Here is a 12,925-nt window from a genome sequence, read left to right as displayed (position 1 = left end):
ACCGGCCGCACGGCGCGCACAGGAGCATACGGACAGTGGCCGGTCGGTGCGTCGTAGTGACGGACGTTTGGCGGAGCGCGCGGGGCGCAAGAGACGGCGCGGTCCGTGAACGCCGAGGTCGGAGGGCCGGGTCCGCTGCGAGGCGGTCAGATGCCAGAACGATGATGCGACGATCCGTTCGAGGCTTCGGGCAGGGCTCGGGCGGGGCTCGGGGCTCGGGCGGGGCTCGGGGCTCGGGGCTCGGGATCCCGGCTCCGGGCCTCGGGATCCCGGCTCCGGGCCTCGGGATCCCGGCTCCGAGCTTCCGGCTTCGGGCTTCGGGCTTCGGGCGGGCCTCAGTAGGACTTCGGCAGGCCGAGGGTGTGCTGAGCCACGTAGTTGAGCACCATCTCGCGGCTGACCGGTGCGACCCGGCCGACCCGGGTGGCCGCCAGCAGGGCGCCGAGGCCGTACTCCTGGGTGAGGCCGTTGCCGCCGAGGGTCTGCACGGCCTGGTCGACCGTCCGCGCCGCCGCCTCGCCGGCCGCGTACTTGGCCATGTTGGCGGCCTCACCGGCGGCCTGGTCGTCGCCCGCGTCGTAGAGCAGACCGGCCTTCTGGGTCATCAGCCGGGCGAGCTCGATCTCCACCGCGCACTGCGCGAGCGGATGCGCGAGGCCCTGGTGGGCGCCGATCGGAGTCGACCAGACCGTACGGGTCTTCGCGTACTCGACCGCCTTGCCGAGCGCCTGGCGGGCCAGGCCGAGGGAGAACGCGGCGGTCATGATCCGCTCGGGGTTGAGGCCCGCGAAGAGCTGGAGCAGCCCCGCGTTCTCGTCCCCGACCAGGGCGTCGGCCGGCAGCCGGACGTCGTCCAGGAAGACCTGGAACTGCCGCTCGGGGGCGACCAGCTCCATCGGGATCGGCCGGAACCCGAAGCCCGGGGTCTCGCGCGGCACGACGAACAGGGCGGGCTTGAGCCTGCCGGACCGGGCGTCCTCGGTACGGGCGACGAACAGGACGGCGTCGGAGTGGTCGATGCCGGAGACGAACACCTTGCGGCCGGTCAGCAGCCAGTCCTCACCGTCGCGGCGCGCGACGGTGGAGATCCGGTGGGCGTTGGAGCCGGCGTCCGGCTCGGTGATGCCGAAGGCCATCCGGCGGCTGCCGTCCGCGAGCCCGGGCAGCCACGCGCGCTTCTGCTCCTCGGTGCCGTAGCGGGCGATGACCGTGCCGCAGATCGCCGGGGAGACGATCAGCAGCAGCAACGGGCAGCCGGCGGTGCCGAGCTCCTCCAGCACGATGGCCAGGTCGGTGATCCCGCCGCCGCCCCCGCCGTACTCGGCGGGGAGGTTGACGCCGAGGTAGCCGGCCTTGCCGGCGTCGGCCCAGAGCTCGTCGGCGGGTTCGCCGGCGCGGGCCTTGGCCAGGTAGTACGCGGAGCCGTAGCGGGCGCCGAGGTCGGCGACGGCGCGGCGCAGGTCCCGGCGTTCGGGGGTCTCGATGAGCGGGCTGCCGGGGGCGGTGGTGCGCGGTGCGGACATGGCCTGGTCCTTCCGGGCGGGGTCGGGGCGGCGGCTCTCAGCGGGCAGGGGGTGGGGCGGCGACTCCCAGCGGGCAGGGAGGTCGGGGCGGGTGGGGGCGGGGGCCTCCGCCCCTCCGGGGGGCGGGTGCTCAGCCGGCGGGCTGCACCACGGCGAGCAGGGCGCCGAGCTCCACCTGCTGGCCCGGGGCGGCGCGGAGTTCGGCGAGGACGCCGTCGGCCGGTGCGGTGATGCGGTGCTCCATCTTCATCGCCTCCAGCCAGAGCAGCGGCTGCCCGGCCGTGACGGTGTCCCCGACGGCGGCGGCGGTCCGGACCACGGTGCCGGGCATCGGGGCGAGCAGCGCCCCCGGGTCGGTCTGCGCGGCGGGGTCGGGGAAGCGGTCCAGCGCGACGAGGACGGTGGTGCCGGACGGGGTGTCGACGTACACGCGGTCGCCGTACCGGGTGACGTCGAAGGTGCGGCGGACCGCGCCCGTCCGCAGCGTGACCCGTTCCGGCGAGGAGTCCAGCAGGACGGTGTCCGGGTGGCCCTCGGCCCGCAGTCCGTCGCGGGTGAACCGGTAGCGGACCTCCGACTCAGCGCCGTCGGCGGTCCGGTAGCGCTTCACCTGCGGCTGGGAGGGGAGGTTGCGCCACCCCGACGGCAGTGCGGTGCGGCGGCCCGCCGCGTCGGCCAGGGCGGCGGCGAGCGCGGCGAGGGCGGGTGCGGGGGCGGTAAGGGCGGGGGCGGAGGCGGGGGCGGCAGGGTCCGCCGGCCCGGGCGCGGTCAGCCCGGGCGCGGTCAGCCCGGCCGCGTGCTCGGCGAGGAAGGCGGTGTGCAGGCGCTCCGCCAGGAACTCCGGGTGCCGGAGCGAGCGCACCAGCAACTCCCGGTTGGTGACGGGCCCGTGGATGCGGGTCCGGGCGAGCGCGTCCGCCAGCCGCCGGGCCGCGGCCGGCCGGGTCGGCCCCCAGGCGATCACCTTCGCCAGCATCGCGTCGTAGTGCGAGGTGATCTCGCAGCCGTCGGCGACACCGGAGTCCAGCCGCAGCCCGCGCCCGGTGAACTCACTGTGCGGGAGCGGGATTTCGAGGCGGTGCAGGGTGCCGGTCGAGGGCCGCCAGGCGTTGCCCGGATCCTCGGCGTAGAGCCGGGCCTCGATCGCGCAGCCGACCGTTTCCGGGGCCGGCCCGACCAGCCGCCCGCCCTCGGCGACGGTGAGCTGGAGGGCGACCAGGTCGAGACCGGTGACCGCCTCGGTGACCGGATGCTCCACCTGGAGGCGGGTGTTCATCTCCAGGAAGTGGAACCGGCCGTCCGGCGCGAGCAGGAACTCCGCCGTTCCCGCGCCGACGTACCCGGTCGCCCGCGCGGCGGCGACGGCGGCCTCGTGCAGGGCCGCGCGCACCCGCGGGTCGAGGCCGGGCGCGGGCGCCTCCTCGATGACCTTCTGGTGCCGCCGCTGCAGGGAGCAGTCCCGGTCGCCGACCGCCCACACCGTCCCGTGCGCGTCGGCGAGCAGTTGCACCTCGACGTGCCGGCCGGAGGGCAGGTAGCGCTCGCAGAACACCTCGTCCGAGCCGAAGGCCTTCGCCGCCTCCGCCCTGGCCGACGCCAGCTCCCCCGCCAGGTCGGCGAGCCGGTGCACCACCCGCATGCCCCGCCCGCCGCCGCCGGCGGCCGCCTTGACCAACAGCGGCAGGTCGGCTTCGGTCGGCTCGTCCAAGGCGTCCAGCACGGGCACGCCGGCCTTCGCCACCAGCTCCTTGGCGGCCGTCTTGGAGCCCATCGCGGCGATCGCCTCCGGCCCCGGGCCGACCCAGACGAGGCCGGCCTCCAGCACGGCGCGCGCGAACCCGGCGTCCTCGGAGAGGAACCCGTACCCGGGGTGGACGGCGTCGGCACCGACCGTGCGCGCGGCGGCGATCAGGAGGTCGCCGCGCAGGTAGGTGTCGGTGGGCGCCGCGCCGGGCAGCCGGACTGCGGCGTCGGCCTCCCGGACGTGCGGGGCACCGGCGTCCGGGTCCGCGTACACGGCGGTGGTCGCGATGCCCAGCTCCCGGCAGGTGCGCAGGATCCGGCGGGCGATCTCGCCGCGGTTGGCCACCAGCAGGTGGGTGATCTGCACGTTGCTCCCCCTCACATTCGGAAGACGCCGTAGCCGGACGCGCCCTCGACCGGCGCGTTGTGGATCGCCGAGAGGCAGAGCCCGAGCACCGTACGGGTGTCGCGCGGGTCGATCACCCCGTCGTCGTAGAGCCGCCCGGACAGGAAGACCGGCAGCGACTCCGCCTCGATCTGCTGCTCCACCACGGCCCGGACCGCCGCGTCCGTGTCCTCGTCGTAGGGCTGCCCCTTGGCGGCGGCGGACTGCCGGGCGACGATCGACAGCACACCGGCCAGCTGCTGCGGCCCCATCACCGCCGACTTGGCGCTCGGCCAGGCGAACAGGAACCGCGGCTCGTACGCCCGCCCGCACATCCCGTAGTGTCCGGCGCCGTAGGAGGCACCCATCAGCACGGACAGGTGCGGCACCCGGGAGTTGGCGACGGCGTTGATCATCATCGCGCCGTGCTTGATGATGCCGCCCTGCTCGTACGCCCGGCCGACCATGTAGCCGGTCGTGTTGTGCAGGAACAGCAACGGGACGGCGCGCTGGTTGGCCAGCTGGATGAACTGCGCGGCCTTCTGGGACTCCTGGCTGAACAGCACGCCCTGCGCGTTGGCCAGGATGCCGACCGGGAAGCCGTGCAGACGGGCCCAGCCGGTGGCCAGGCTGGTGCCGTAGAGCGGCTTGAACTCGTCGAAGTCGGAGCCGTCGACGATCCGGGCGATCACCTCGCGCGGGTCGAAGGGCACCTTGAGGTCGCCCGGGACGATGCCGAGCAGGTCCTCCTCGGCGTACCTCGGCGGCTCGGCCGCCCGGTCCGGACCGGGGCCCGCCCTGCGGTGGTCGAGGCGGGCGACGATCCGGCGGGCGAGGCGCAGCGCGTCCGGCTCGTCCGCCGCGAAGTGGTCGGCCAGTCCGGAGGTACGGGCGTGCATCTCGGCGCCGCCGAGGGACTCGTCGTCCGACTCCTCGCCGGTCGCCATCTTCACCAGCGGCGGCCCGCCCAGGAACACCTTGGCCCGTTCCTTCACCATCACGGTGTGGTCGGACATCCCGGGCACGTACGCGCCGCCCGCCGTCGAGTTGCCGAACACCACGGCCACGGTGGGGATTCCGGCGGCGGACAGCCGGGTGAGGTCGCGGAAGAGGGCGCCGCCGGGGATGAAGATCTCCTTCTGGCTGGGCAGGTCGGCGCCGCCGGACTCGACCAGGTTGACCAGCGGGAGGCGGTTGGCGAGGGCGATCTCGTTGGCACGCAGGGCCTTTCGCAGCGTCCAGGGGTTGGAGGCGCCGCCGCGCACGGTCGGATCGTTGGCGGTGATCACGCACTCGACGCCCTCGATCACGCCGATCCCGGTGACCAGCGCGGCGCCCACCGGGTGGTCGCTGCCCCAGGCGGCGAGCGGGGAGAGCTCCAGGAACGGCGAGTCCTGGTCGACCAGCAGCTCGATCCGCTCGCGCGGCAGCAACTTGCCGCGCCCGCGGTGGCGTTCGACGTACTTGGGCCCGCCGCCGGCCAGCGCCTTGGCGTGCTCGGCGTCCAGTTCGGCGAGCTTGGCGAGCATCGCGGCGCGGTGCTCGGCGAAGTCGGCACCGCCCGGGTCGAGGCGGGTGGGCAGGACGGTCACAGCAGTGCCTCCGGGATGTCGAGGTGGCGCGAGCGCAGCCACTCCCCCAGCGCCTTCGCCTGCGGGTCGAAGCGGTGCTGGGCCGCCACTCCCTCGCCGAGCAGGCCGGTGACGGTGAAGTTGAGCGCCCGGAGGTTCGGCAACAGGTGCCTGGTGATCTCCAGTTCCGCCGTCTCGGGGAGGAGTTCGCGCAGTCGGTCGACGGTGAGGGTGTGGGCGAGCCAGCGCCAGCCGGGCTCGTCGCGGACCCACACGCCGAGGTTGGCGTCGCCGCCCTTGTCGCCGCTGCGGGCGCCCGCCACCAGGCCGAGCGGTCCCCGGCGGGTGGGGCCGCCACCGGGGAGCGGCTCCGGGAGCGCGGGGCCCGGGTCCCCGGCCGGGACCGGCTCGGTGGCGGACGGGGGCGGGGCGGACGGGGGCGGGGTGGACGACTCCGGGGTGGACGGCTCCGGGGCGGGCCGTGCACTGGTGTACTGGGCCGCGGGCGCGACGGCCACCCGGCGGCCGTCCGGCAGGACCGCGGTGTGCTCGACCGCCGCCGCGTCCACCGCCACGGCCGTGAACACCCCGTACGGCGCCCCGGGTCCGGGCGGCGCGGCCAGGTGGAAGCCCGGGTAGCCGGCCAGCGCCAGCTCCACCGCCGCCTTGCCGAGGCCACGGCCGACCCGGTCGGCGTCCTGGTCCCGGGCGGTGAGCCGGAGCAGCGCCGAGGCCGCCTCCTCGGTGGCCGCGTCCGGGTGGTCGGTGCGGGCCAGGGTCCAGCGCAGCTCGGCCGGGCGGTCCCCGGGCGCGCCCGCCGCGTCCAGGGCGTCCTCGAACTGCCGTTGCGCCAGGGCCGCCTTGGCCTCGACGTCCAGCCCGGTGAGCACGAACACGACCTCGTTGCGGTACCCGCCCAGCCGGTTGAGCCCGACCTTGAGCGTGGACGGCGGAGCCTCACCGCGCACCCCGTCGATCCGGACCCGGTCGACGCCCTCCCGGGTGAGCCGGACGGTGTCCAGCCGCGCCGTCACGTCCGGCCCCAGGTAGCGCGGTCCGGCCGTCTCGTAGAGGAGTTGGGCGGTGACAGTGCCCACGGTGACGGCGCCTCCCGTCCCCGGGTGCTTGGTGACGACGCTGGACCCGTCGGCGTGCAGCTCGGCGATCGGGAATCCCGGCCGGGTGACGTCGTGCTCCCGGAAGAAGGCGTAGTTGCCGCCGGTGGCCTGCGCCCCGCACTCCAGCACGTGCCCGGCGACGACGGCGCCCGCGAGCGCGTCCAAGTCGCCCCTGCCCCAACCGAAGTGGGCGACCGCCGGACCGACGACCAGCGCGGCGTCGGTGACCCGACCGGTGACCACCACATCGGCGCCGGCCGTCAGGCACTCCGCGACGCCGAACGCGCCGAGGTAGGCGTTGGCCGCCAGCAGCCCCTCCGGGAGGCCGAGTTCGGCCCGGCGCGGCAGCAGGTCGTCCCCCTCGACGTGGGCGACGGCCGGGTGCAGGCCCTGCCGCTTCGCCAACTCCCCGATGGCATCGGCCAGTCGGGCGGGATTGAGCCCGCCCGCGTTGGTCACGATCCTGACTCCGCGCTCCAGTGCGAGGCCGAGGCACTCCTCCATCTGCCGCAGGAAGGTGCGGGCGTACCCGAGCGAGGGGTCCCTGAGCCGGTCGCGGGCCAGGATCAGCATCGTCAGCTCGGCCAGGTAGTCCCCGGTGAGCACGTCCAGCGGCCCGCCCGTGAGCATCTCCCGCACCGCCGGGAACCGGTCCCCGTAGAACCCCGACGCATTGCCGACCCGCAGGACCGGACGCTCCACCGGCCTCGACTCCGACCCCGACTCCGCCTTCGACTCCACGCGTGCGCCTCCCCGACCGGTGGGCCCCATGTTCGCCGTCGGTGAGCAGAGTGGCACCGTGAGCCAGAAAAAGCAATCATGCCTGCTTGTTTTCATCCACTGCAACATCCCGAGCGCCGACCGGGACTGCGACCGGAACCGATGGCCGGCCGTTCGGAATCGATGGCCGGCCACGGCCGCGACCGGCCACGCCGGACAGCCGAGCCGGGACACCACAGGTGGAACCCGGCCAGGCGTATGGGAACTACCGGAGGCGGGTCGCAGTCCGGACGAGGTCGGCGACGGCTCTGGACCGACTGTGCGGCGGCCAGGCGATCACGGTGGTGACCTTCGGCGCGTCCAGCACGGGCACGGCGGCGAGGTCACCGTGCAGTTGAGCCCGGCACGACTCCGGTGAGACCGCGCAGGCACGGCCGAGCGCGACGAGCTGCAACAACTGCGCGTGGTCGCGGACCTGCGGGCCGGGGCCGGGCGGGTAGCTGCCGTCGGGGTCGGGCCAGCGCGGCAGGGGCAGGCCGGGCAGCCCGGTGATGTCGGCCATGTGCACATGGGTCCGGACGGTGAGCGGGTGCCCGGCCGGCAGGACCACGACCTGGCCCTCCGTGCCGAGTTCTTCGGTGTGGAAGCCGGCCGTCGAGTCGAACGGCCGGTGCAGCAGCGCCACGTCGGCCCGGCCCTCGCGCAGAAGTCGTTCCTGCTCGGCCGGGCCGCACAGGATGACGTCGACGGCGACCGCGCCGGGTTCGGCGGCGTACGCGTCCAGCAGTTCCGCCAGCAGTTCGCGGGACGCGCTGGCCTTCGCGACCAGGACCAGGCCAGGACGGCCGGTCGGCGGAAGGGCGGCGCGGCGGGTCCGGCGCTCGGCCGCTTCGACCGCGTCGAGGGCCGCCCGTCCCTCGGCCAGCAGCACCGAGCCGACTTCGGTCAGCGCGACGGTGCGGCTGGTCCGGTCCAGCAGCGCTGCCCCGAGTCGGCGTTCGAGCTGCTGGATCGCCCGTGACAGAGGCGGCTGTGCGATCCCGAGCCGCTGCGCGGCGCGCCCGAAGTGCAACTCTTCGGCGACAGCGACGAAGTAACGCAGTTCCCTGGTCTCCATCCGGCCACGGTACTCCGGATCGATACCTGGAAGGTATCGTTGCCCACCCAATCGGTCTTGGACCCCCGCCGGGGTCCGGGAGCAGCATGGTCCCCATGAGCGAACGAACGATTGCGCTGGTCACCGGTGCGAACAAGGGAATCGGCTACGAGATCGCCGCAGGGCTGGGCGCCCTCGGCTGGAGCGTCGGCGTCGGCGCCCGCGACGATCAGCGTCGCAAGGCCGCGGTGGAGAAACTGCGCGCGGCCGGCGTCGACGCGTTCGGCGTACCGCTGGACGTGACCGACGACGCGAGCGCGACCGCCGCCGCACGGCTGATCGAGGAACAGGCCGGGCGACTCGACGTGCTCGTCAACAACGCCGCCATCAGCGGCAGCATGCCGCAGGAACCCACCCGCGTCGACCTCGCGACCGTCCGAACGGTCGTGGAGACCAACGTGATCGGCGTCATCCGCGTCACCAACGCGATGATGCCGCTGCTGCGCCGCTCCGCCTCGCCGCGGATCGTGAACATGTCCAGCAGTGTCGGCTCCCTCACCCGGCAGTCAGGGACCACTGGTGAGCCGACCGCAGGTCCGGTGGCCGTGGCGTACTCGCCGTCGAAGACGTTCCTGAACGCCGTCACCCTCCAGTACGCCCGGGAGCTGAGCGGCACGAACATCCTGATCAACGCCGGCTGCCCCGGCTACGTCGCGACCGACCTCAACGGCTTCCGGGGCGTGCGCACCCCCGAACAGGGCGCGGCCATCGCCATCAAGCTCGCGACCCTGCCCGACGACGGCCCGACGGGCCGGTTCTTCGACGACGCCGGCGTAGTGCCCTGGTGAAGTGCCCTGGTGAAGTGCACGGCGGTCATCACCCGCGCAGCCACCAGGGCGAGGCCGCTTCGCCCAGGGCAGGGCTGTTACTCGAAATGATTCAGACGTCCACCGCCGGGACCTGGTAGAAACGGGTCTCGGTGGCGCCTGGGCCACGAAGCTCTGGGGGCGGCATGTCGGGACCGGCACTCGGACTGTGGCTCTTCGAACCACGCGGGTTCGCGGACATCCTGACCGATGTGGCCCCGTGGTTGGAGACTTTCTGCGACCCGGTGGAGACCAAGGCCGGCGACAACGTGGACTTCTGGGTGCGAGACGGTTCGCCCCTGGGCCTGCAGGCCTTCGATCCAGCCGACGTCGGCGTGTTCTTCCTGTCCGAGGACGAGGAGATACCTGCCGAGGACGAGGACTACTCGGCCTTCTCGCGTCCACCGGTACAGGGACTGGTGGTCGGCGCCGGCTGCTCGGGCCCGGTGAACCACGTGCTGCTCGGCCACCTGGCGCTCGCTCTAGCCCGCCGTCTCGACGCGCTGGTCGACTTCGCCGGTCTCCTGAGCAGCCGCCCCGCTGCGGGAGACGACACGGGGAACGAGGCGGTACTGGCCCGGGCGAGAGCACTGACGTCGGCCCTCCCGGGAAGGCTCGTGGAGGTTTCCTACGACACCTGGGGCGGTGAGCGGTGGCTTCGGCACGTCGGGGACGTGGAATTTCTGGAGGCATGGCTGCCGCATCCCGATTTTCACTTGATCAAGTAGCGCCCCCGGGGCCGAGGTCGGCGTTCGTCGAGACGCGGGGGCAGAGGTATCGGTATGAACCGGGTCACGGGAGTGGGGACCGGTGCGGCCGGCGCCGACTAGGCTCAGCTCCATGTCCGAGCCAACCCCTGACCCTCGCGCGCAGTCCTTGATCGACCAGCTCCGGCCGGGGGCCGTGAGAGCGGTGAAGGTCATCGGGTTCGACGGAGTGGATGCCCTCGTGGAGCTCGTGGATGCCGAAGGGGGGAGGACCGAGATCGGTCGGATTCCTCGGCAAGAGGCTTCGATGCGTCGGGTGGAGCACCCCTCCGAGGTCTTCGACATCGGCCAGGAGCTCGACGCCGAGGAGATCGGGCGTTGGGGTGAAGGTCAGCTTCGCCTCTCCGCGAGGGCTTGCGAGATCCCGGCCTTGCGGTCCTTCCTCCTTGCACTGGAGCGCGGACGGGTTGTCACCGGGATCGTCGCGGAGGTGCACAACTTCGGGGTCTTCGTTCATCTCGACGGCGAACCTGACGGTTTGTGCACCGGCTTCGTCCGGGTGCCGGACCTGACGTGGTCCCGGATCGGCCACCCCGCCGAAGTCGTCGAACCCGGCCGGCGGATCACTGCGAAGGTGATCGTTGCCGAGACCCGGACCGGACAGGCCACGCTCTCGCTCAAGGCACTCCAGGAGGATCCCCTCATCCGCTTCGCGGACCAGGTCGGCCGAGTTCTCACCGGGCCGATCGTCAAGATCGTTCCCTTCGGCGTGTTCGTGCGGCTCGCTCCTGACGTGGAGGGATTCCTGCACCTCTCGGAACTGACCGACGAACCGGTCGAATCCCCCGACGAGCTCATCGACGAAGGCGAGCTGATCACCGTGAAGGTCACAGAGGTCGACGTTCGGCATCACCGGGTGAGACTGTGCGCCGCCGACCGAGCGGGCACGACTCACGACCGGTCGCAGGAAGCGTGACCGCTCGGCGCCGACAAGCGTGTCCGGCCGACCGGGCACGCCGAGCACCACGTTGCGCGTCAGCCGGTGAACCCCGGCACCACCAGGCCTGATTCGTACGCGATCACCACCGCGTGGGTCCGGTTCTGCGCGCCGAGCTTGGTCAGCACGTTCCCGACGTGCGTCTTCACCGTCTCCAGGCTCACCATGAGCGACTGCGCGATCTCCGGGTTGGTCAGGCCGGTGGCCATCAGCCGCAGCACCTCCTCCTCCCGCTCCGTCAGCGCCGCCCTCGGCAGCGCCTCGGCGGAGCCCAGCGGGCGGGCGGCGACCATCCGGCGCAGGGCCGCCGGGAAGAGGATCGCCTCCCCCGCCGCCACCACCCGCACCGCCTCGGCGATCTGCCGGACCGGAAGCCGCTTGAGCACGAACCCGCTGGCCCCCGCGCCGAGCGCCGCAGTGACGTAACCGTCGTTCTCGAAGGTGGTGATCACCACGACCTTGGGCGGTGCGACCGACCGAGCCGCACAGGCCGCGCGGGCCGCGCGGGCCGGCTCGGCGAGGAGGAGCCGGGTGGCCTCGATCCCGTTGCACCTCGGCATCCGCACATCCATCAGGACCACGTCCGGCCGCAGCCGCCGCGCCTGCTCGACGGCCTCGACGCCGTCGGCTGCTTCTCCGACCACGTCGATCCCCGGCTGCGCCGCGAGCAGGGTGCGCAGACCGCTGCGGGTCACCTCGTCGTCGTCCGCGATCAAGAGGGTGACGGGGGTGCGGTCAGGGCTGGTGGCGTCGGGGCCGGAGCCGGCGCCCGTCGCGGCGGCCGGACTCGCGTCGGAACCGGTCATGCCGAGCCCCGTACCGGCAGCCGGACCGCCAGCCGCCAGTGCCGCGGCCCGTCCGGGCCGACCTCGATCTCGCCGTGCAGCAGGCGCACGCGCTCGGCAAGGCCGGGCAGGCCGTGCCCGGACGTCCGGAAGACGCCCGCGCCGGTGCGCATGCCCGCGCCCGCCCCGTTGACCACACCGAGTTCGAGGCAGTCCGGCGCCACCGCCACCCGGACGCCGATCGGACCGCCCGTCCCGTGCCGCAACGCGTTCGTCAGCCCTTCCTGGAGGATCCGGTACGTGGCCCGGGAGAGCGTCCCCTGCACCTGCGCCAAGTCGCCGGACAGCTCCACATCGAGGACCGCGCCCGCGTGTCGCAACCGGTCGAGCAGCTCGGGCAGGTCGGCGAGGGTCCGGGTCGGTGCCGTCTCCGCCTTCTCCTCGCGCAGTACGCCCAGTACGTAGTCCAGATCCTCCAGCGCGGCCCGGGCCGACTCCTCGATGCTGCGCAGCGCGGCCCGCGCCGCCCCCGGGTCGGCGGAGAGCACCTCGCCCGCGACCGCCGCCTGGATCGTGGTGGCGGTCAGCGTGTGCCCGATCGAGTCGTGCAACTCGTGGGCCAGCCTGTTGCGTTCGGCAAGACGCTGCTCCCGCTCGGCCATCAGCGCGATCCGCTCGGCCACCGACGGACCGAGGAGCCTGGGCGCCAGCCACCGCAGCGCGCTCGTCACCGCCATGCACACGACCGCCGCGAGCAGCAGGCAGCAGAGCGCCACCACCCAGCTCTGCCATCCGCCGTCGGACCGCAACTCCCGGCCGGACAGGCTCAGCTCGGCGTCGGCACCGAGCCAGTCCCCGGGGAGGGCGATCCCCATGAGGATCAGCACGCCGCTCGTCAGCGCCCCCGTCCACCCCAGCGCCACGTGCAGCAGCAGCCAGAGGGGAGTCCGCCAACGGTCGGCGCCGGACGGCGCGGCGGCGGGGGACGGCAACGGCACCCTCAGAAGCGGGCGGGCGAAGGCGATCAGTGCCCGCCGCACGGCACGGGCAAGACCGACCGAGCCGATCAGTGCCGCCCAGGCCAGGAGGACCAGGGCGGCCTGCGCTCCGAAGGGAGCGGACGGCCACGCCAGTGTCGGCAGCAGGGCGAAGGGCAGCAGCGGAAGGCTCGCCAACGCGCCGCAATAGGCGAAGAGCATGCCCGAATACGTGGAGCCGCGCAGCAGCGGCCGGAGTCCTCTGATCATGGTCGCCCCAGTATGACCGGGCAGCTCAGCGGCAACCTCCCCCGATCGGGGGAGGGCCTTCTCCCGCCTTCCCGCGATGCGCGTGCGCGATCCCGGAGGCCAGGATCGTGCCCTGAACACCTGAGCATCTGAACACCTGAACAGTCGACCGGAGGACGTTTGATGAA

Annotated in this window: 10 protein-coding genes; 3 read left to right on the top strand and 7 right to left on the bottom strand. The window is 73.4% G+C overall.

The window, feature by feature from the left end:
- Positions 1 to 335: 335 nt before the first annotated feature.
- The 5 genes from AC067J_RS19410 to AC067J_RS19390 form a co-directional block, all read right to left on the bottom strand.
- Entirely contained in the window at positions 336 to 1,523 is a 1,188-nt protein-coding gene (locus AC067J_RS19410; protein ID WP_478300732.1) for an acyl-CoA dehydrogenase family protein, read from the bottom strand.
- Positions 1,524 to 1,653: 130 nt separating this feature from the next.
- Complete coding sequence (locus AC067J_RS19405; protein WP_478300731.1) at positions 1,654 to 3,633, bottom strand: acetyl/propionyl/methylcrotonyl-CoA carboxylase subunit alpha; 1,980 nt, start codon at positions 3,631 to 3,633, stop codon at positions 1,654 to 1,656.
- An 11-nt stretch (positions 3,634 to 3,644) separates the two neighbouring features.
- Positions 3,645 to 5,243, bottom strand: coding sequence for an acyl-CoA carboxylase subunit beta (locus AC067J_RS19400; RefSeq protein ID WP_478300730.1), 1,599 nt, complete (start codon positions 5,241 to 5,243; stop codon positions 3,645 to 3,647).
- Positions 5,240 to 7,111 carry an acyclic terpene utilization AtuA family protein gene (locus tag AC067J_RS19395; protein WP_478300728.1) on the bottom strand — a complete coding sequence of 624 codons (1,872 nt, stop codon included), beginning with the start codon at positions 7,109 to 7,111 and terminating at the stop codon, positions 5,240 to 5,242. Before AC067J_RS19395 ends, AC067J_RS19400 begins: the two co-directional genes overlap by 4 nt.
- Before the next feature lie 214 nt (positions 7,112 to 7,325).
- Positions 7,326 to 8,177, bottom strand: coding sequence for a LysR family transcriptional regulator (locus AC067J_RS19390; protein ID WP_478300726.1), 852 nt, complete (start codon positions 8,175 to 8,177; stop codon positions 7,326 to 7,328).
- A 95-nt stretch (positions 8,178 to 8,272) separates the two neighbouring features.
- Here AC067J_RS19390 and AC067J_RS19385 point away from each other — a divergent pair, with 95 nt between their 5' ends.
- From AC067J_RS19385 to AC067J_RS19375, 3 genes are all read left to right on the top strand, one after another.
- Positions 8,273 to 9,004 carry an SDR family NAD(P)-dependent oxidoreductase gene (locus tag AC067J_RS19385; protein ID WP_478300724.1) on the top strand — a complete coding sequence of 244 codons (732 nt, stop codon included), beginning with the start codon at positions 8,273 to 8,275 and terminating at the stop codon, positions 9,002 to 9,004.
- 164 nt (positions 9,005 to 9,168) lie between these two features.
- Positions 9,169 to 9,750, top strand: a complete 582-nt coding sequence (locus AC067J_RS19380) for a DUF6368 family protein (RefSeq protein ID WP_478300722.1) — start codon at positions 9,169 to 9,171, stop codon at positions 9,748 to 9,750.
- Between the two features lie 112 nt (positions 9,751 to 9,862).
- Positions 9,863 to 10,705, top strand: coding sequence for a S1 RNA-binding domain-containing protein (locus AC067J_RS19375; RefSeq protein WP_478300720.1), 843 nt, complete (start codon positions 9,863 to 9,865; stop codon positions 10,703 to 10,705).
- Positions 10,706 to 10,764: 59 nt separating this feature from the next.
- Here the strand turns inward: AC067J_RS19375 and AC067J_RS19370 are convergent, their stop codons facing one another.
- Complete coding sequence (locus tag AC067J_RS19370; protein ID WP_478300718.1) at positions 10,765 to 11,532, bottom strand: response regulator transcription factor; 768 nt, start codon at positions 11,530 to 11,532, stop codon at positions 10,765 to 10,767.
- The gene (locus AC067J_RS19365) at positions 11,529 to 12,758 is read right to left on the bottom strand and encodes a sensor histidine kinase (RefSeq protein ID WP_478300716.1); all 1,230 of its coding nucleotides are present in this window, start codon (positions 12,756 to 12,758) and stop codon (positions 11,529 to 11,531) included. The genes AC067J_RS19370 and AC067J_RS19365 overlap by 4 nt, the downstream gene beginning before the upstream one ends.
- Between the last annotated feature and the right edge of the window lie 167 nt (positions 12,759 to 12,925).

The organism is Kitasatospora sp. NPDC042419 (genome assembly GCF_056437345.1).
Note: the sequence above shows the minus strand (reverse complement) of the source record. Positions and strands in the feature narration are given on the sequence as shown.